The sequence below is a fragment of the Sphingopyxis sp. genome, assembly GCF_035944815.1.
Taxonomy (GTDB): Bacteria; Pseudomonadota; Alphaproteobacteria; order Sphingomonadales; family Sphingomonadaceae; genus Sphingopyxis.
Genome location: NZ_DASZAU010000001.1, coordinates 42,690 through 60,097, shown reverse-complemented (window position 1 = coordinate 60,097; position 17,408 = coordinate 42,690). Strand labels below are relative to the sequence as shown.

The window sequence follows — 17,408 nt, the reverse complement described above, 5'->3', positions numbered from 1 at the left end:
CACCGCGACCCTGCATCCGTCATGAACGGGGCGGTGGGGCTATGTATCAGATACGCTTCGACAGCGCGATGGCTGCACGGCAACCGGCGCGAATGGCGAAGCTCAAAATCGGGTAGCCGGGCGCGCTTTCGGCGCCTGCTTTGAGCGCGGCTTCCTTATGCTCCAGCTCCTCGGCGCGAAAATCCTCGACCGCGTCGCTGAGCTCGGGGTCGCTGTCGCCAAGCTCGTCGAGCTGGTGCTGGTAATGGCGATCGATCTCGGTCTCGACCGCGGCGGTGCACGCCATGGCGGCACGCGGGCCCATCGCGGCGGTCACCGCGCCGAGCGCGAAACCGGCGACGTTCCAGAAGGGCTGGAGCGCGGTCGGGCGCACCCCGCGCTTCGCGATCATGGCGTCGAAAAATTTGCGGTGCCGTTCTTCCTGTTCGGCCATATGCGCGATCTCGCGCGCCATCGGGTGGCGATCGCCCATCACCGCGAGCTGCCCCGCATAGATGCGCGTCGCGCCATATTCGCCCGCCTGGTCGACGCGGATCATCGATGCGGTGCGTTTGCCGGTCTTTGCTTGCGTCATGCCGCCGATGTGGTCTTCCGGCGCAGCAAGGTCAAGACGAACGCAGCGGCACCCAGCGAGAAGATCGCGTTGAATCCCGCGAGCGAGATGCCCAGCAACGTCCATTGCGCAGTGTCGCAGCGGATCAGCGGCGCGTTCATGATCGAATCGAGCGTGACCGGTCCGCTGGCGCCGGTGGCGCAGGTGGTGACGCCTTCCCAGAAACCATATTCGACCCCGGCGTGGAAAATCCCGATCGCGCCGCTGATCGCGATCGCGACCGCGGCAAGCAAGGTCAGCGTGCGCATCGCCTTGTCGCTGCGGCGAACGATCAGCGCCAGCAGCGCGAGCAGGATCGCGGCCTGGTGCGGCCAGCGCTGCCAGTAACACATTTCGCACGGGTGGAGGCCAAAGCCATATTGCGACACGAGCGCGCCGCCATACAGCAGCAGCGGCGCGAGGAACGCGACGACGGGCGCGGCGAGGCGCGAATTCGGCATGTCGGCGGGCCCCTTAGTTGCGCGCGGTGGGCTTGGCGGCCGGCTTGGCCGGCGGTTTGCCGCCCTGCGCCATGCGCGGGGCGGTCGGACCGATGCGGCCGATCGTCTGCAGCGCATAATGCAGCTGGAAATCCTCGATGCCCTTGGCCTTCAACTCGGCAGCCGTCGCGCTGAAACGCGGATCGGCCTTTTCGTCCTTTTCGAGCAGGCCGTTGTCGACCTTCTTTTCGTTGACGAGGTGGCGGCGCAGGTCGCTTTCGCGGAACTTCGGCCGCGACGCATAATCGGGGTCGCTGAGCTGCGGCACGCGGATGTCGGGGTCGATCCCGCCTTCCTGCACGCTGCGGCCCGACGGCGTGTAGTAACGCGCGGTGGTGAGGCGGAGCGCGGTGGTGTCGGTCAGCGGCAGCACCGTCTGCACCGATCCCTTGCCGAAGCTGCGTTCGCCCATCACGACCGCGCGATGCTGGTCCTGCAGCGCGCCCGCGACGATTTCGGATGCCGAGGCCGAGCCCGAGTCGATCAGCACCACGACCGGCGCGCCGCCCGCGAGATCGCCGGGTTCGGCAAAATAGCGTTCGATATCGCCCTTCTTGCGGCCGCGCTGCGAGACGATCTCGCCGCGTTCGAGGAACAGGTCGCTGATCCCGACGGCTTCGTCGAGCAGCCCGCCGGGGTTCGAGCGCAGGTCGAGGATCCAGCCGCGCGGTTTCTTGCCCAGCGACTTTTCGACCGCCATCATCGCGGCCTTGAGGTCGGTGGTCGCGTCGGCCGAGAAATTGGTGACCGTGAGCACGCCGACGTCGCCGCTGACTTCCCATTTCACCGGTTTCAGGTCGATGATTTCGCGCGTCAGCGTCATTTCGATCGGCTTGTCCTGGCCTTCGCGTACGACGGTGACGTCGATCTTGGTGCCGGGACGCCCACGCATCTGTTCGACCGCTTCGTCGAGCGTCAGGCCGAAGATGAGTTCCTTGTTGATGTGGGTGATATAGTCGCCCGCCTTGATCCCCGCCTTGTCGGCCGGGGTGTCGGCGGTCGGTGCGATGACCTTCACGACGCCGTCTTCCATCGTCACCGACAGGCCGAGGCCGCCATATTCGCCGTCGGTCTGGGTGCGGAGGTTCGAAAAGCCGCGCGCGTCGAGATAGCCCGAATGCGGGTCGAGGCTGGCGAGCATGCCGTTGATCGCGCCTTCGATCAGCTTCGAATCGTCGACCTGTTCGACATAATTCGACTTCACCTCGAGATAGACATCCATGAAGCGCGAAATTTCTTCCTGCGTTTTCGAATCGACGGTCGCCATCGCACCGGTCGCGAGCGGCACCAGTGCCAGCGTCGAGAGCGCGGCGGCACCCTGCCACAGCGCGAAGCGGCGCTTCGGGGACGGTGCGGTTTTGGTCGAGTCGGTCATCAGCGTCTTTCACTCAGGCGGGATTTCCCGCCATATATACCCCGGCGCGCCATCCTCCTACGCATTTGCGCAGGCGTCAAGCGGGTGATCCCGATACGGAACAGCGGCGGAACGGGCGATTAACAGCGCCGGGTCAGCCGATCATCGCGACGATGTCGACCGGGCGCCCGGCGCGGCGCAGCTCGACCGTGATGCGGCTGTCGTCGGACCCCGCGCGGCCGATCGGCGTCCCGGCGTCGAGCGTGTCGCCGACCCCGACCGACAGCGCGATCATCCCGGTCAGCAGCGAAACCCAGCCGCCGCCATGGTCGACGATGACGATCTTGCCATAGCCGCGATAATCGCCGGCGAAACTGACGCGGCCGGGGGCGGGGGCGACAACCTGTCCGCCGGGGCGCGCCGCGATCGTCACGCCGCGCGAGCGCACGCCGCTTTCATTGACCTCGCCCAGCCCGGCGACGATGCGGCCGACGACGGGCAGCCGGTAGGCGCCTTGCGTCAGCTCGGCTTCGGCCGGGGCGGGCGGCGCGGCGCCGGCGACGGCGCCGGCTGGGTTGCGCGGGCGCGGCAGCGGGCCGGCGAGCTGCGCCAGTTCGGCGCGCACCGCGCTGTCGGCTTCGAGGCTGTCCATCAGTTCGACGATATCGCGCGCCTTTTCGCCGAGTCCCAAGGCGCGGTCGGCTTCGAGCTGCGCGCTGCTCATCAGCTCGCGCGAGCGCAGCCGGCCTTCGTTTTCGAGCCGCGTCAGCGCGTCGCGGCGCTGCGCGAGCTGGGCCCTGCTCGACGACAGCGCCTTCAGCGCGATTGCCTGTTGCCGCCGCGTCGTGTCGAGCGCGGCGAGTTCGCGCCGGACGCCGATAGTGCGGCGTTCGATTACCGGCATCGCGGCGTCGATTACCGCTCGGGCATGGACCATGTCGGTCAGCGACCCGGGCTGCGCGAGCACGCTGACCGGCGGCTGGCGGCTCAGTTGCTGGAGCGAGGCGGCGAGTTCGAGCAAGGGTTGCTGCTGTTCGGCCAGCCGCGCGCGCTGCGCCGACAGGCGGCGCGTGACGAGCGCGACGCGCGCCTCGCCGGCGCTGATATCGGCTTCGGCCGACTGGATGCGCGCGGCGAGCGCGGCGCTGCGTTTCTTCAGCCGGTCGGCCTCGCTGACCGCGGTGACCGCCTGTTTTTCGAGCAAGGCGCTGCGCGCCATCGCCGCCACCGATTGCTGCTTGGCGTCGATCAACTGGTCGCGTTCGCGCGCGGCGATCGCCTGCGGATCGAAGATGTCGCTCTGTGCGAGCGCGAACGCACCGCCCGCAACCGCGGCGATCAGGCCGAGCGTGGCGGCGAGGCGCCTCACTGGCGACCCTCGCGGTGATAGGGATGGCCCGCGACGATGCTGGTCGCGCGCCACAATTGTTCGGCGAGCATCGCGCGCGCCATCAGGTGCGGCCAGGTCGCGCGTCCGAAAGCGATGACCTTGTCGGCACCCTCGCGCTCTTGCGCGGTGAAGCCGTCGGCGGCGCCAAGGCAGAAGCGCGCCTCGCGCACCCCGCCGTCGCGCCATTTTTCGAGCAATTTGGCAAATTCGAGCGACGACATCTGGTCGCCGCCCTCGTCGAGCAGGATGGTGCGGCTATTGTCGGACGCGGCGGGCATGCGTCCGCCGGTATCGGGCAGTTCCGAAATCTTCTGCGCCCAGGTCACGCGCTTCATATAGCGCTCGACCAGCTCGGCCTCGGGCCCGCGCCCGATGCGCCCGCGCGCGATGATGTGCAGCAACATGACGTTTTCATTCACCTTCGGTGAAAGCGGCACCAGCCCGCTCCCCCTCCCGGCCTCCCTGACGATAGTAGCCTATGGGAGGCCGGGAGGGGGAGCGGGCTGGTGCCGCTTCTGTTCGGGCTCTAGGCCGAACAGAACAAAAACGTCAATTCGCTGCGGCAACCGGCGGTGCGTCGCCGAACGACCACATGCGCTCGAGGTTGTAGAAGCTGCGCACCTCGGGACGGAACAGGTGGACGATGACGTCGCCCGCATCGATCAGCACCCAGTCGGCGTTGGGCAGGCCCTCGACGCGGACCAGCCGGCCGGCTTCCTGCTTGATCCGCTGCGCCAGCTTGTCGGCGATCGCCGAGACATGGCGCGTCGACCGGCCGCTCGCGATCACCATATGATCGGCGATGCTGCTCTTGCCGGCAAGCGGGATGGAGATGGTTTCCTGGGCCTGGTCCTCGTCCAGCTGGTGGAGGATCAGCGCGTGGAGCGCGTCCACACTGTCATTGGCTGCGGCGCCGGGCGCGGCATCCTTACTGGCGGCTATCAAGCGGTTTCATTCCTTTCGTCCATGGCCAGCCGCGAATGCGTCAGCGGGTCGCGCATCGCGCGGCCAGCATAGCGTTCGAACCAGCGGGGGTTGGCCTGCCGTATTGCAGTTGCGGATCGCACGTCGGGCGAAAAACGCAGGAACACGAGGGCAGGCGGTCTCCAGTCCGTCCAGTGAAGTTTCTGGTCCGCGGGCCGGACGTAGCGCCGAAGCCAACCCATCGCCTGCGCGGCATGGGCCCGGCCATTATAGCCCGGACGCGCGACAACCGCAATCGGCATCAATCGCGCAATTCCCCGCCAGTCGCGCCATTGGGGCAATTGGACCAGATTGTCGGCGCCCATGATCCAGATGAAGCGCCGGTTGGGGTAGCGCCGGACGAGCTTTTTGAGTGTGTCGATCGTGTAGCGCGTGCCCAGCTCGGTCTCGATCGCGGTCGCACGGATCGGCGAGCGGCGCGCCATGCGCTGCGCCGATCCGAGCCGCGCGGGGAGCGAGGCCATGCCCGCCTTGGGCTTCAGCGGATTGCCGGGCGACACCAGCCACCACAACTCATCGAGTCCCAGCGCGTCGATCGCATTGAGGCTGATCGCGCGATGCCCGCCATGCGCGGGATTGAAGCTGCCGCCGAGGAGACCGGTGGGGATCATTGGGCGGGCCGATCGATGATGTCAGGCATCGTGTAACAATATTGCCCCGGCGCACCGGCTCTTTGCGCCTTCACGCCCAATATTCGCGTCGTTTCAGCGAAAGCCTTGTCATATGCCGCGTCCCGTCGTTCTGCGACGCGGGTTTCACAAGCCGATGCGAATGGCGTGGCCGCGATGCATGCATTGAACAATATCAGCTCGGATGTCGAAAAACTGTCGGAAACCGCCTTACCTTCGACCACCTGATCGACCATCCGGTCGGCGAGAAAGCGGTGAGAGGACAGGATTGCGTAAAGCGATGGAGGTTCTCCACCTTCGAAGGCCGACTGTGCAGCGGGCGTGTCGCTGGGGCGAAGCCTGCCGGCTTCCAACTCGAAGCAGCTTGGGTCGACGACCATGAACAATTGTAATGGTCGGCGCGACTTTACGGCGATTTCCGAATCTTCGATGGTTTGATTGAAACGGTCGACGAGATTGCCGCGCACGAGGTTCGTTTCCGCGTCATCGCGCGCGCGCAAGACCATAAGCGTATCGCGCGCCACGAGCCAGCCAAAGGGCGTCGCGGCGATCAACAGAATAAGCGCCGCCCAGCGAAGCCACTTCGCCCTGCTGCGGCGCTCCCCGTTTCTCAAGGCCGGACTTGTCCCGTCCCGCGGACCAGCCATTTATAGGTGGTGAGTCCTTCGAGCGCGACCGGGCCCCGCGCATGCAGCCGCCCCGTCGCGATGCCGATTTCGGCGCCGAGACCGAATTCGCCGCCGTCGGCGAATTGCGTCGAGGCGTTGTGCATGACGATCGCGCTGTCGACGCCGGTCAGGAAGCGGTCGGCGACCTCCACATCTTCGGTCACGATCGCGTCGGTATGTTTGCTCGAATGCGCGTCGATATGCGCGAGCGCGCCGTCGACGCCGTCGACCAGTGCGACCGAGACGATCGCGTCGAGATATTCGGTGTCCCAGTCGGTTGCCGATGCGGGGTCGACATGCGGGCTCAGCGCCGCGACGCCCTTGTCGCCGCGCACCTCGCAGCCCGCCTTGACCAGCGCATCGACGATCGCGAGCGGCGCCGTATAGGCGCGGTCGATCAGGATCGTCTCGGTCGCGCCGCAGACGCCGGTGCGGCGCATCTTGGCATTGACCGCGAGCTCGACGGCTTTGGCGGGATCGGCGGCGCCGTCGATATAGAGATGGTTGATCCCGTCGAGATGCGCGAGAACGGGCACGCGCGCCTCGTCCTGCACGCGCGCGACAAGGCCCTTGCCGCCTCTGGGCACGATGATGTCGATCAGCCCCTGCGCGCGCAGCATCGCGCCGACCGCGGCGCGGTCCTGCGTGGGGACGAGTTGCACCGCGTCGGCGGGCAGGCCCGCCTCGACCAGCCCCGCGGCGAAGGCCGCGTGAATGGCGCGGTTCGAATGCACCGCCTCGCTGCCGCCGCGCAGGATCACGGCGTTGCCCGACATGAGGCCGAGCGCCGCGGCGTCGGCGGTCACATTGGGGCGGCTTTCATAGATGATGCCGACGACGCCCAAGGGCACGCGCACGCGGCTCAGCACCAAGCCATTGGGGCGCGTCACGCGGTCGATTTCGGCGCCCGACGGATCGGGCAGCGCCGCGACGTCGGCGATCGCGTCGGCAATCGCGCCAAGGCGGCTTTCGTCGAGCCGCAGCCGGTCGAGCATCGCGCCCGACAGGCCATTCTTTTGCCCGGCGGCCATGTCCTCGGCATTGGCGGCGAGGATGTCGGCGGCGCGCGCGCGGATCGCCGCTGCTGCCGCGACCAGCGCCGCCGCCTTGTCCGCCGTCGGGGTGAGCGCCAGCGCCTTGGCCGCGGCGCGCGCGCGCGCGCCCATGTCGGCGATCAGGGCGGCGGCATCGCCGGGCATCGGCGGGACGGACAGGACTTCGGCGTTCATGGCGCGGCCACTACCATGTTTTCCGTCCATCTCGAAAGCCCCGTTGCGCGGCGCTGCGCGCGGCTTTAGGCAGGGCGCCATGACAGGGGATATCGAGGCTATCGGCGGCGCCGTCACGGCGGGGCTTGCCGCGCGTGCGGTCGAATCGCGGCGCGGCGGTCCGGCGCACGGCGATGCGCCGCTGCGCTGCCTCAATTGCGGCACCAGCCTTGCCGGGTCGCACTGCCATCATTGCGGCCAGCGCGCCGACGTGCATCGCAGCTTCGGCGCGATCGGTCACGATCTCGTCCATGCGATCTTCCATTTCGAAGGCAAGATCTGGAACACGCTGCCGCTGCTGACATGGCGGCCGGGCGACCTGACGCGCCGCTATATCCATGGCGAGCGTGCGCGCTTCATCTCGCCGCTTGCCCTGTTCCTGTTCGCGGTTTTCCTGACCTATGCGGTGCTCGCGATGGTCGGCAGCGGCGGCGGTTTCGGCGAGGGGCTGAACAAGGCGGCGGCCGAACAGACGCGCACGACGGCGATCAAGGACAGCATGCAGGCCGAGGTCGACCGGATCGACGGCGAACTGGCGAAGACCGGCCTGTCCGCGACCGACCGGCGCGAACTCGAAACCGAGCGCGATGTGCTGCAGAAGAGCGCCGACTATCTCGGCGTCGCGCGCAGCCGCAGCAAGAGCGAGCGCGCCGCCGATCGTGCGGCGGGACCGCCGGTGCTCGACGATCCGGTCAGCCAAGTGACGACGAGCGCCGATTTCATCTCGCGGAACAAGATCGATACGGGTGTGCCCTTCATCGATCATGGGCTGAAAAAGGCGTTCGCGAACCCGCAGCTCGTTCTCTATAAATTGCAGGCGAACGCCTATAAATTCGCCTGGGCGCTGATCCCGCTGTCGTTGCCTTTCATGTGGCTGCTCTTTCCGTTCAGCCGGCGCTTTCACACCTATGATCATTTCGTCTTCGTCACCTATTCGATCTCGTTCATGCTGCTGCTGTTCATCGTGGTGCGGCTGCTCAACCTGACGATTTTCGGCGACCTCGCGACCTTCTTCGCGATGCTCTATGTCCCGTTCCACATGTACCGCCAGCTGCGCGGCGCCTATCGCTCTTCGCGGTTCGGGGCGCTCGTGCGCGCGACCCTGCTCCTCTTTTTCAGCCTGTTCGCGGTGATCTGGTTCATGCTGCTGCTGCTCGCGGTCGGGATCAGCGGCTAGCGCGAAGCTGTAACAAAGACCGGCCACAGACCCGGCGACGCGGAAGGATATGCGATGCACCAGCTGTGGAACGAAATCGATCGCCGTTTGCTCATCAAGCTCGGCACCGCGGGGCTCGCGGCGCTGTCGCTGCCCGGCGCGGCCGCCGCTGCGATGGCGCAGGGCTTTACCCATGGCGTCGCGAGCGGCGAGCCCGGTGCCAATTCGGTGCTGCTGTGGACGCGCTACGCCGCCGCGAACGACAGCGCGCTGACCGCCGAGCTGTCCGAAAACGCCGATTTTTCCCGAATCGCTGCCGGGGGGAGCGTCACCGCGAAGGGCGATCGCGATCATACCGCCAAGATCGTCGTCGACGGGCTCGAACCCGATCGCTGGTATTATTATCGTTTCGTCGCGCCCGACGGGACGAAGTCGGTCACCGGACGCACGCGCACGCTGCCCGCCGGACCGACGAGCGCCTTCACCATCGCGCTCTTTTCCTGTTCGAACCTGCCCTTCGGCTGGTTCAACGCCTATGCCCATGCTGCGGCGCGGAACGATATCGACCTCGTCGCGCATGTCGGCGACTATCTCTACGAATATCCCGTCGGCGATTATCCGTCGCTCAAGAAAGCGGTCGCCGGCCGCGATATCCAGCCGACGCACGAGATGGTGAGCCTTGCCGACTATCGGCTGCGTTACGCCTCCTATCGCGCCGATCCGGACCTCCAGCGTCTCCACGCGCTGTTCCCGATGATCGCGCAATGGGACGATCATGAGTTCGCCAACGATGTGTGGAAGGGCGGCGCCGAGAATCATAACGAAGGCGAGGGCGAATGGGCCGTGCGCGCGGCCGCGGCCGAGCGCGCCTACCGCGAATGGATGCCCGTCGCCGACACGCGCTGGCGCGATTACCAGGTCGGCGACCTTGCGACGATCTTCCTTCCCGAAACGCGCGTCACCGCACGCGACCGCCAGTTCGAGATCGACGAGATCGTCGCGGGCGGCGGCGACCCGGCCGCAAAGCTCAAGCAGTTCGCCGAAGGCGCCTACCGCGACCCCGCGCGCCAGATGATGGGCGGTACGCAGGAAAAATGGCTGTTCGACGGTTTCGCCCGATCGACGAAGGCGGGCACGCGCTGGCAGGTCTGCGCGCAGCAGGTGGTGATGGGCAGCCTGTTCACCCCGCCCGAGACGAAAGACTGGTTCGGCGGCGACCAACCCGACTATGTCCGCCGCCGCGTCGAGACGGGGCAGCTCGCGGCGAAGGCGGGGCTGCCGTTCAATCTCGATGCGTGGGACGGCTATCCCGCCGCGCGTTCGCGCCTGCTTTCCGCGGCGCAGCGCGCCGACGCCGACCTCGTCACGCTGACCGGTGATACGCACAATGCCTGGGCCTTCGACCTTGCCGAAGACAATCGCCCGGCGGGGATCGAGATCGCGGGGCAGAGCGTCACCTCTCCCGGCTATGAAAGCTATACCAAGGATATTTCGGACGCGGCGCGCGTGTCGGCGCTGCGGCGCTCGTCGCCCGAGCTCAAATGGGCGAACACCGAGGATCGCGGCTATGTGACGGTGCAGCTGACGCGCGACCGCGTGACTGCGAACTGGCACAGCGTCGCGACGATCCGTACGCACAGCCCCGCGCTCAAGTCGACCCACAGCATGTCTGCGCAGCGCGGGCGGCGCGCCTACGAGCCCGCCTGACCGCCGCAGTCGGGCGGCCACGACCGGTCGGGTTCGGGGACGAGGTCGATCAGGAACAGTTCGCCCGAACGGTCGCCGTGCCGCTGCGCGAAGAGCAGCCGGTCGCCCTTCGGCGAGAGCAGCGGGCCGACCTGGAACTGGTCGGGGTCGGCCGGGACGCGCCCGACCTCGATCCAGCGGTCGCCGTCGCGGCGATAGCGGTAGAGGTGCGACCGGTCGCCGCGGTCGGACACGGTGATCAGGGTCCGGCCGTCGCGCGAAATCTCGGCCTCATATTCATAACCGCTCCCGCTTACCGGCGGGCCGAGGTTTTCGACCTTCCATTCGCCGGGCCGGACTTCGGTCGCGACATAGATGTCGCCGCCGCCCGCGCTGCCGGCGCGGCTCGATCCGAAATAGAGGCGGCCGTCGGCATCGGTGCGGGGGAGGAGTTCGGCGGCGGGCGAATTGACGGGTTCGGGCAGGCGTTGCGGTTCGCCCCAGCCACCTGTCGCCGTGCGCTCGACATACCAGATGTCGAAATCCTCTTTATCGGGCGCGTGGCGCGACGAGATATAATAAAGGCGCTTGCCGTCGGGGGTGACGAAGGGGTCGGCCTCGATCACCGGCAAGGGCCTGGCGAAGGACGGCGGCGCAGGCTGGCTCCACGCGCCCTTTTCGCAGCGCGACTGCATCAGGCGATAGGTCCGGAAATCCTTGTCGGCGGCGAGGTAGACCATCGTTCGCCCGTCGGAGTTGAAGGACGGCGAGGATTCATAGCCGGGGCCCGAGATGGCGGCGGGGGTCCAGAGTGTCGCAGGGCCGGGCGGCGGCGTTTCCGCCGCGGCGCCGCAGGCGGCAAGTGCGGCAGCACAGACGAGCGTCGGTGCGCGTTTGGCGAACAGCATGGACTTTCTCTCCGGCAAGACGCTAGCAGAAGCGGCGCGGATTTTTACGTGGTCGCGGGCGATTGGCCAGCGTCCGATCGGCGGCGGCGGCGCCAAAGTGGCGGCGGGGAGAGTATGATGGACGCGATCGACCGGCAAATCGTGGCGATGCTGCGCGGCAATGCCCGCCTGCCGCTGAAGACGATCGCGGCGACCGTCGGTCTCGCGCGCAGTTCGGTGCGCGAACGGCTGTCGAAGCTCGAGGCCGCGGGCACGATCGGGGGCTATCATGCGCGCATCGTCGACGAGGGCGGGATCGCAGCGATCCTGCAACTGCGGCTCGCGCGCACGCCATCGCCCGATATCGTCGCCGCGGTCACGGGCATGGCCGAGGTCGCGCGCTGCTATTCGCTGAGCGGCGAGATCGACCTGCTCGTCGAGATCGAGGCGCCCGACGCGGCGACGCTCAACGCGGCGCGCGACCGGATCGCGCTGATCGCGGGGGTCGAGGATACGACGACGGCCTTGATCCTGAAGCGCGACAAGGATCGCTGAGCGGGCGTCAGGCGGCGGCGATCGCCTCGATCTCGAGCAGCCAGGCGTCGTCGTAGATATCGGCGATGATGATCGTCAGCGCGGGCGAATGACCGCCCAATATTTCGTGCCGGATCCGGTAATTCGCCTCGCGGTAACCGCGGTCCGACAGGAAGACGGTGACCTTGACCAGGTCGTGCAGCGTCATCCCGCCTGCGGTCAGCTGCGCCTCGATATTGCGCCAGACGAGCCGGCACTGGTCGTCGAACGCCGCCGGCACCTTGTCCTCCGCGTCGACCGGAATCTGGCCGCTGACGAACAGCCAGCGCGTCGGGTCCTCGACAAGATGCGCCTGCGCATAAGAGACGCCGGTGGGGTTGATTGCGCGATTGGGCATAGGGGGCCTCGTCATTGCGATGGAGGGGACGATCATTCCCGCGAGCACCCCTGCGCAGACCGAGCGGCGCGCGAGGGGCAGGCGAGGGGCGTCCGGTGGGTTCATTGCGTCATCTAACGCGCAGGCTAGGCGAAGCTCCAGCGTTCGATGGGCGGCGCGCCCGCCATAAAGGCGGCGCTTGACACTCATAACTATATGGTTATGGGAAAATCCATAGCCAGTGAGTTATGAATTATGACCGATACATCACCCGACCTTCTCTTCAGGGCGCTCGCCGATCCCAGCCGGCGCGCTTTGTTCGAGCGGCTTTGCATGGACGGCGAACAGACGGTGGGTGCTCTCACCGCAGGCGCCGGCATCTCGCAGCCGGCGGTGTCGAAACATCTCGGCCTGCTCAAACAGGCGGGGCTCGTGCTCGACCGGCATGAAGGGCGCCAGACGCATTACCGCGCGCAGCAACGCGCGCTCGCGCCGCTCGTCGACTGGACAGGGCGCATGAACCGCTTCTGGGAAGCGCGGTTCGACGATCTCGAAGATTTGCTCAAAAGGATGGATCAATGACCGATAGCGACGTGCGCAGCGTGACCGTGGAGCGCGAGATTCCGCATCCGCCCGAAAAAATCTGGCGGGCGCTGACGACGCAGCACCTGATCGAGGAATGGCTGATGAGGAACGACTTCGGGCTCGACCTCGGTCACCGGTTCCAGCTCAGCGGCGACTGGGGCCATGTCGACTGCGAAATCCTCGACGTCGATCCGGGGCGCAGCCTCTCCTACACATGGAATTATGCGCACGACGATCCGGCGTACCGGCTCGACAGCACCGTGACCTTCACGCTCGAACCCACCGCGGCGGGCACCTTGCTGCGCATGGAACAGGTCGGCTTCCGTCCCGACCAGAAGCAGGCGTTCGGCGGCGCCAAGGGCGGCTGGAAGATCCACCTCGAAAATCTCGAGAAGGTCGTGGCGACGCTCGACTGACACTCAAACAGGGAGAAGATTATGAACTGGAGCCTGTGGATCCGGCAGTTTCACCGCTGGGTATCGATCCTCTTTTCGGCGATCGTGCTCGCCATTTTCGTGATGCTCGGCCTCGGCCAGCAGCCGGTCGAGTGGGTCTATTACCTGCCGCTGCCGCCGCTCTTCCTGCTGATATTCTCCGGGCTCTACATGTTCTTCCGGCCCTATTTCAGGAAGCGCGGCGGCGCGGCGGGCTGACCGCTCAGCTATAGGGCGGCGCGTCCTCGAACTCGTCGAACGACGGATAATCGTTCGCGACGCTCGCGGTGAAATTGGGCGCGCGCTTTTCGAGGAAGCTGGTGACGCCCTCGGCGGCGTCGGGGCTGCGGCCGCGCGAAAAGATGACACGGCTGTCCCAGCGGTGCGCGCTCATCGGATGGGCCGCGCCCATCATCCGCCACAGCATGTGCCGCGTCAGCGCGACCGAAACGGGCGCGCTGTCGGCGGTCATCTCGCGCGCCTTGGCGATCGCGGCGTCGATCAGCTCGCCGGGCGCGTGGACCGACTGGACGAGGCCTTTTTCCTTCGCTTCGGCCGCCGAAATCAGGCGCCCCGAATAGCATAGGTCGACCGCGTTCGCGATCCCGACAAGGCGCGGCAGGAACCAGCTTGACGCGGCTTCGGGCACGATCCCGCGGCGGGCGAAGACGAAGCCGTAGCGCGCGGTGTCGCTCGCGAGCCGCGCATCCATCGGCAGTGTCATCGTCGCGCCGATACCCACTGCGGCGCCGTTGATCGCGCCGAGCACGGGCTTTTTCGCTTCGAAGATGCGCATCGACACGCGCCCGCCGCCGTCGCGGATCAGCGGGTGCGACCAGTTGATCGTGCCGTCCTCGGCGACCGGGCTTGCGGGCATGCCCTCGGGCAGCATCGCCAGCTTGTCGCTGCGCTTGTCATAATCGAAGGTCGCGGCGCCGCCGCCGAGGTCGGCACCCGCGCAATAGGCCTTGTCGCCATGTCCGGTGAAGATCACCGCGCGCACGCCGTCGTCGGCGTCGCATTCGTCGAGCGCGGCGATGATCTCCAGCATCATCTCGCCGGTAAAGGCGTTCATCCGGTCGGGACGGTACAGCGTCAGCAGCGCGATACCCTCATGCTTGTCGAGGCGAATCTGGTCGAAGCTCATATTCTCTCTCCTTGGCTTTCGGCCATGGTTGCAAGCGGTACCGGGGATGGCAAGCTCTAGTTGACGTAAACGTCAATTAGCCGATGAAAGGGCGGGGATGACGCGCCCTCGCTTTGTCGCTATAGGCGCCCCGACCGCCCCGGTGCCGCGCTCGCCCATGAGTCGCTTTGCCGGGGTCATTCATTTGGTTCCGACAGAAAGTTTGCGCCCATGGCCCGTCGCCGCCAGATCTACGAAGGCAAAGCCAAGATCCTTTACGAAGGCCCCGAACCGGGCACGCTCATCCAGTATTTCAAGGACGATGCGACCGCGTTCAACGCGCAGAAGCGCGGCACGATCAACGGCAAGGGCGTGCTCAACAACCGCATTTCGGAGCATGTCTTCACGCTGCTCGGCAATATCGGCGTGCCGACGCACTTCATCCGCCGCCTCAACATGCGCGAGCAGCTGATCCGGCAGGTCGAGATCGTGCCGATCGAGGTGATCGTGCGCAATGTCGCCGCGGGCACGTTGTCGAAGCGCCTCGGCATCGAGGAAGGGACGCAGCTTCCGCGCACGCTGATCGAATATTGCTACAAGGACGACGCGCTCGGCGATCCGCTGGTCGCCGAGGAACATATCGCCTGCTTCAACTGGTGCAGCCAGGACGAGCTCCACGACATCCAGGACATGGCGATCCGCATCAACGACTTCATGTCGGGCATGTTCGCCGCGGTCGGCATCCGCCTCGTCGACTTCAAGCTCGAGTTCGGGCGCCTCTATGAGGGCGACTTCAGCCGCATCATCCTCGCCGACGAGATCAGCCCCGACGGCTGCCGCCTGTGGGACATGACGACGAACGAAAAGCTCGACAAGGACCGCTTCCGCCGCGACCTTGGCGGCGAGGTCGAAGCCTATCAGGAAGTCGCACGCCGGCTCGGCCTGATGCCCGAGGGCAGCGAGAATGCGGTGCTCGATCTCGAGAGCCACCGGAAGAAAAAGGGCAGCTGAGCTTTCGTGCACCCCGGCGAAAGCCGGGGCCCAGCCAAGCTGTCATGGACCCCGGCTTTCGCCGGGGTTCGCATTTCCGGGGCCTCAGATATTGATGCTCGTCGGGATCAGGCTCGGCTGCAGATAGGGATAGGGCTGCATCCGCTCGGCGTTGCGTGCGACGATCTCCGCCTCGACCCCCTGCAGCGCTGCCTGGAACCACGCCAGCGGCCCTTCGGCTCCCGTCACGCGCGGGTCCTGAAACCACAGCGGATAGGGAAAGGCGTTGCTGCGATAATCGCCGAGCGGGCGGTAATGCACCGAGCCCAGCAATTCGAGCACGTTCAGTTGTTCGAGTGCGAGCGCCATCGGCGGCATCATCGCGAGCCAGCCCGTCTTGTCGTGCCCGCGCTGCCCGTTCGGCGCCGCCTGCCAGCCCGCGCCGGTCACGGCGGGGGCAAAGGCCATGATATCCTTTTGCGGGAAATTGACCGCGGCGTGCTGTGCGCTCGCGGTGAACATCACCATCGCGCACACCTCGGCAAGCTGCGCGCGCGTCGTGACGGGGCCGAAACCCTTGATCTTCGCTTCGCCGGCAAGGCACGCGGCCCATGCCGTCAGTTCGGTATCGGCGACGACATCGGCGTCCTGCGCATAATAGAGGTCGACATATTGCCGCGCCCATTCGTGGATCGCGTCCCAGACGAGCAGCGCATCGTCGCGGTACGGATAGTCTGCGAGCGCCGAGTCCACCCCGACACCGCGCGCGGCGAAGTCGGCGCGCGGCATCTTGCCGTAAAAGTCGAAGGCGAGCCGCGCATCGACCGCCGCCATCTGGCTCGATGCGATCGTACCTGCGAAAATATGGTCGATTGGACCGTTCGCCGCGATCAGCGAGGTTGCCGCCGCTTCGTTGATGAAGAGCGTGCCCTCGAAATGCGGGACGAGCAGCGCCCAGACCGGATGCACTTCGGCGAGGTGGCGGTGCGTCGCGACCGCGAACCCCTCGATCACCAGATGCGTGCGCGCGAGGTGGGTGAACAGCTCGTGATAATTGCCGTCGGCGACCTGCACGACGAACTTCGCCATTTCCCATCCCCATAGCTTGTCGGCGACGGGCGAGGGGGTGAAGATCGGATACTCGGCGGGGTCCTGCGCGCACTGGATCGCGACGGGGACGAGCGACGATCCGCCCGGCGGCACCGCGAACAGCGCCATCGGTTGCCAGATATATTTTGCCTCGGTGCCATAGGTGCCGGGATCGATCACCGCGAGCGGGGCATAATCGAGCATGAACAGGCGCCCGTCGGCGAGCGCGGCCGCCAGCGTGTCGCCGTTCACGACGGCGGCATATTTCGCGGCGCTCAGCGGGAAATTGGCAGGCAGGGCATCGCCGACGGCGCCGATCAGCATGCAGTTGGGGCCCTGCACACGGAGGCGCGCGAATTCGCTGTCGTCCTGGAACATATAGCTGACGCCCGGAACCGGCAGCGTCGCGAACAGCGCGCGATAGGCTTCGATGCTGCGCGGGGTCTTGCTGCCGAGGCCCGCGGCCTCGTCGATCTTCATCAGTTCTTCGAGCCGGTCCTTATAGCCTTTCAGCAGCGCGACATGAACGTCGCGTTCGGCCGCGGCGACCGCGGTCTCGACCTCGCCGACGATGCGTTCGAAAATATTGCCGCCGCCATGCGCGCCATGCTCCGCCGCAATCTTCGCCGTCGAGGCTTCAATCGCGTCGCATTCGGCCAGCGCGGCCTCATATTCGGCGCGCGGCGTGTCCAGTTCGCCCTTGTCGACCCCGCCGAGCTTCACGGTCAGCGCGTTGCGCACGATGTCGAGCCCGACTCCGATCAGGATCGTGAACCAGGCGATCGTCGGCGTGTCATTCTTTGGCACGTCGGTCGCGAGCGGTACGCCGGGCAACGTCGGAATATCGGTGGTCCAGACATAGACCGCCTGCGTTGCGGCAAGCTGCGCCGCGCGCGCGGTCTGCACTGCGGGCGGATCGTTCTGCGGCAGGGTCGGATCGGCGGACGGCATCGGCGACGCCGGTGCGGCGGGTGTCGGCGACGTCAGCGGCGGCATCGGATAGGACATGCGGAGCTCCTCTCGGGCGCGAAAAAACCGGGCGCCGCTATCGCCCAACATGGTTAATATTTCGCAAGCCAATCCGTCCGGGAAAAGCCCTAGACGGATGATATGCGGCGATTCCGATCCTTAACTTCTGCTTTACCCCCGCTTGCTATCTC

At 66.5% G+C, this 17,408-nt stretch carries 20 protein-coding genes; 7 read left to right on the top strand and 13 right to left on the bottom strand.

The window, feature by feature from the left end; genetic code table 11:
- Window positions 1-46: 46 nt before the first annotated feature.
- The 9 genes from VGU00_RS00345 to VGU00_RS00305 form a co-directional block, all read right to left on the bottom strand.
- Window positions 47-574, bottom strand: coding sequence for a demethoxyubiquinone hydroxylase family protein (locus VGU00_RS00345; protein ID WP_327464347.1), 528 nt, complete (start codon window positions 572-574; stop codon window positions 47-49).
- Window positions 571-1,053 carry a disulfide bond formation protein B gene (locus VGU00_RS00340; protein ID WP_327464345.1) on the bottom strand — a complete coding sequence of 161 codons (483 nt, stop codon included), beginning with the start codon at window positions 1,051-1,053 and terminating at the stop codon, window positions 571-573. The genes VGU00_RS00345 and VGU00_RS00340 overlap by 4 nt, the downstream gene beginning before the upstream one ends.
- Before the next feature lie 13 nt (window positions 1,054-1,066).
- On the bottom strand, window positions 1,067-2,467 hold the full coding sequence (locus VGU00_RS00335) for a S41 family peptidase (protein WP_327464343.1): 1,401 nt from the start codon (window positions 2,465-2,467) through the stop codon (window positions 1,067-1,069).
- A gap of 133 nt (window positions 2,468-2,600) precedes the next feature.
- Window positions 2,601-3,815: a murein hydrolase activator EnvC family protein gene (locus VGU00_RS00330; protein WP_327464341.1), complete on the bottom strand. Its 1,215-nt coding sequence runs from the start codon at window positions 3,813-3,815 to the stop codon at window positions 2,601-2,603.
- On the bottom strand, window positions 3,812-4,240 hold the full coding sequence (locus VGU00_RS00325; RefSeq protein WP_327464568.1) for a 23S rRNA (pseudouridine(1915)-N(3))-methyltransferase RlmH: 429 nt from the start codon (window positions 4,238-4,240) through the stop codon (window positions 3,812-3,814). Before VGU00_RS00325 ends, VGU00_RS00330 begins: the two co-directional genes overlap by 4 nt.
- 145 nt (window positions 4,241-4,385) lie before the next feature.
- Entirely contained in the window at window positions 4,386-4,781 is a 396-nt protein-coding gene (gene rsfS, locus VGU00_RS00320; protein ID WP_184648866.1) for a ribosome silencing factor, read from the bottom strand.
- Window positions 4,778-5,431 (bottom strand): nicotinate-nucleotide adenylyltransferase, encoded by a 654-nt coding sequence (locus VGU00_RS00315; protein ID WP_327464333.1) that lies wholly within the window; start codon window positions 5,429-5,431, stop codon window positions 4,778-4,780. Before VGU00_RS00315 ends, rsfS begins: the two co-directional genes overlap by 4 nt.
- On the bottom strand, window positions 5,428-6,003 hold the full coding sequence (locus VGU00_RS00310; RefSeq protein WP_327464331.1) for a hypothetical protein: 576 nt from the start codon (window positions 6,001-6,003) through the stop codon (window positions 5,428-5,430). Before VGU00_RS00310 ends, VGU00_RS00315 begins: the two co-directional genes overlap by 4 nt.
- A gap of 56 nt (window positions 6,004-6,059) precedes the next feature.
- The gene (locus VGU00_RS00305) at window positions 6,060-7,346 is read right to left on the bottom strand and encodes a glutamate-5-semialdehyde dehydrogenase (protein WP_327464329.1); all 1,287 of its coding nucleotides are present in this window, start codon (window positions 7,344-7,346) and stop codon (window positions 6,060-6,062) included.
- Between the two features lie 79 nt (window positions 7,347-7,425).
- Between VGU00_RS00305 and VGU00_RS00300 the strand changes: the two genes are divergently transcribed.
- Window positions 7,426-8,562: a DUF3667 domain-containing protein gene (locus VGU00_RS00300; protein ID WP_327464327.1), complete on the top strand. Its 1,137-nt coding sequence runs from the start codon at window positions 7,426-7,428 to the stop codon at window positions 8,560-8,562.
- 54 nt (window positions 8,563-8,616) lie between these two features.
- Entirely contained in the window at window positions 8,617-10,248 is a 1,632-nt protein-coding gene (locus tag VGU00_RS00295) for an alkaline phosphatase D family protein (protein WP_327464324.1), read from the top strand.
- Here the strand turns inward: VGU00_RS00295 and VGU00_RS00290 are convergent.
- Complete coding sequence (locus VGU00_RS00290) at window positions 10,233-11,135, bottom strand: hypothetical protein (protein ID WP_327464322.1); 903 nt, start codon at window positions 11,133-11,135, stop codon at window positions 10,233-10,235. The genes VGU00_RS00295 and VGU00_RS00290 overlap by 16 nt on opposite strands.
- Window positions 11,136-11,249: 114 nt before the next feature.
- Here VGU00_RS00290 and VGU00_RS00285 point away from each other — a divergent pair, with 114 nt between their 5' ends.
- Window positions 11,250-11,669, top strand: coding sequence for an Lrp/AsnC family transcriptional regulator (locus VGU00_RS00285; protein ID WP_327464321.1), 420 nt, complete (start codon window positions 11,250-11,252; stop codon window positions 11,667-11,669).
- 7 nt (window positions 11,670-11,676) lie between these two features.
- On the opposite strand, the gene VGU00_RS00280 is transcribed toward VGU00_RS00285, so the two are convergent.
- Window positions 11,677-12,045, bottom strand: coding sequence for a RidA family protein (locus VGU00_RS00280; protein ID WP_327464319.1), 369 nt, complete (start codon window positions 12,043-12,045; stop codon window positions 11,677-11,679).
- 234 nt (window positions 12,046-12,279) lie between these two features.
- Here VGU00_RS00280 and VGU00_RS00275 point away from each other — a divergent pair, with 234 nt between their 5' ends.
- From VGU00_RS00275 to VGU00_RS00265, 3 genes are read left to right on the top strand one after another with little or no spacing between them, the layout of a single operon-like run.
- The gene (locus VGU00_RS00275) at window positions 12,280-12,606 is read left to right on the top strand and encodes a metalloregulator ArsR/SmtB family transcription factor (RefSeq protein WP_327464317.1); all 327 of its coding nucleotides are present in this window, start codon (window positions 12,280-12,282) and stop codon (window positions 12,604-12,606) included.
- On the top strand, window positions 12,603-13,025 hold the full coding sequence (locus VGU00_RS00270; RefSeq protein WP_327464315.1) for an SRPBCC domain-containing protein: 423 nt from the start codon (window positions 12,603-12,605) through the stop codon (window positions 13,023-13,025). Before VGU00_RS00275 ends, VGU00_RS00270 begins: the two co-directional genes overlap by 4 nt.
- Before the next feature lie 21 nt (window positions 13,026-13,046).
- On the top strand, window positions 13,047-13,262 hold the full coding sequence (locus VGU00_RS00265; protein WP_327464313.1) for a hypothetical protein: 216 nt from the start codon (window positions 13,047-13,049) through the stop codon (window positions 13,260-13,262).
- A gap of 4 nt (window positions 13,263-13,266) precedes the next feature.
- Here VGU00_RS00265 and VGU00_RS00260 read toward each other — a convergent pair whose 3' ends face one another.
- Window positions 13,267-14,190, bottom strand: a complete 924-nt coding sequence (locus VGU00_RS00260) for a crotonase/enoyl-CoA hydratase family protein (RefSeq protein WP_327464311.1) — start codon at window positions 14,188-14,190, stop codon at window positions 13,267-13,269.
- 210 nt (window positions 14,191-14,400) lie between these two features.
- Here VGU00_RS00260 and purC point away from each other — a divergent pair, with 210 nt between their 5' ends.
- A complete protein-coding gene (gene purC / locus VGU00_RS00255) occupies window positions 14,401-15,180 on the top strand; it encodes a phosphoribosylaminoimidazolesuccinocarboxamide synthase (RefSeq protein WP_062177026.1) in 780 nt (259 codons plus the stop codon).
- Between the two features lie 84 nt (window positions 15,181-15,264).
- Here purC and VGU00_RS00250 read toward each other — a convergent pair whose 3' ends face one another.
- The gene (locus VGU00_RS00250) at window positions 15,265-17,256 is read right to left on the bottom strand and encodes a lipoxygenase family protein (RefSeq protein ID WP_327464307.1); all 1,992 of its coding nucleotides are present in this window, start codon (window positions 17,254-17,256) and stop codon (window positions 15,265-15,267) included.
- Window positions 17,257-17,408 lie beyond the last annotated feature (152 nt).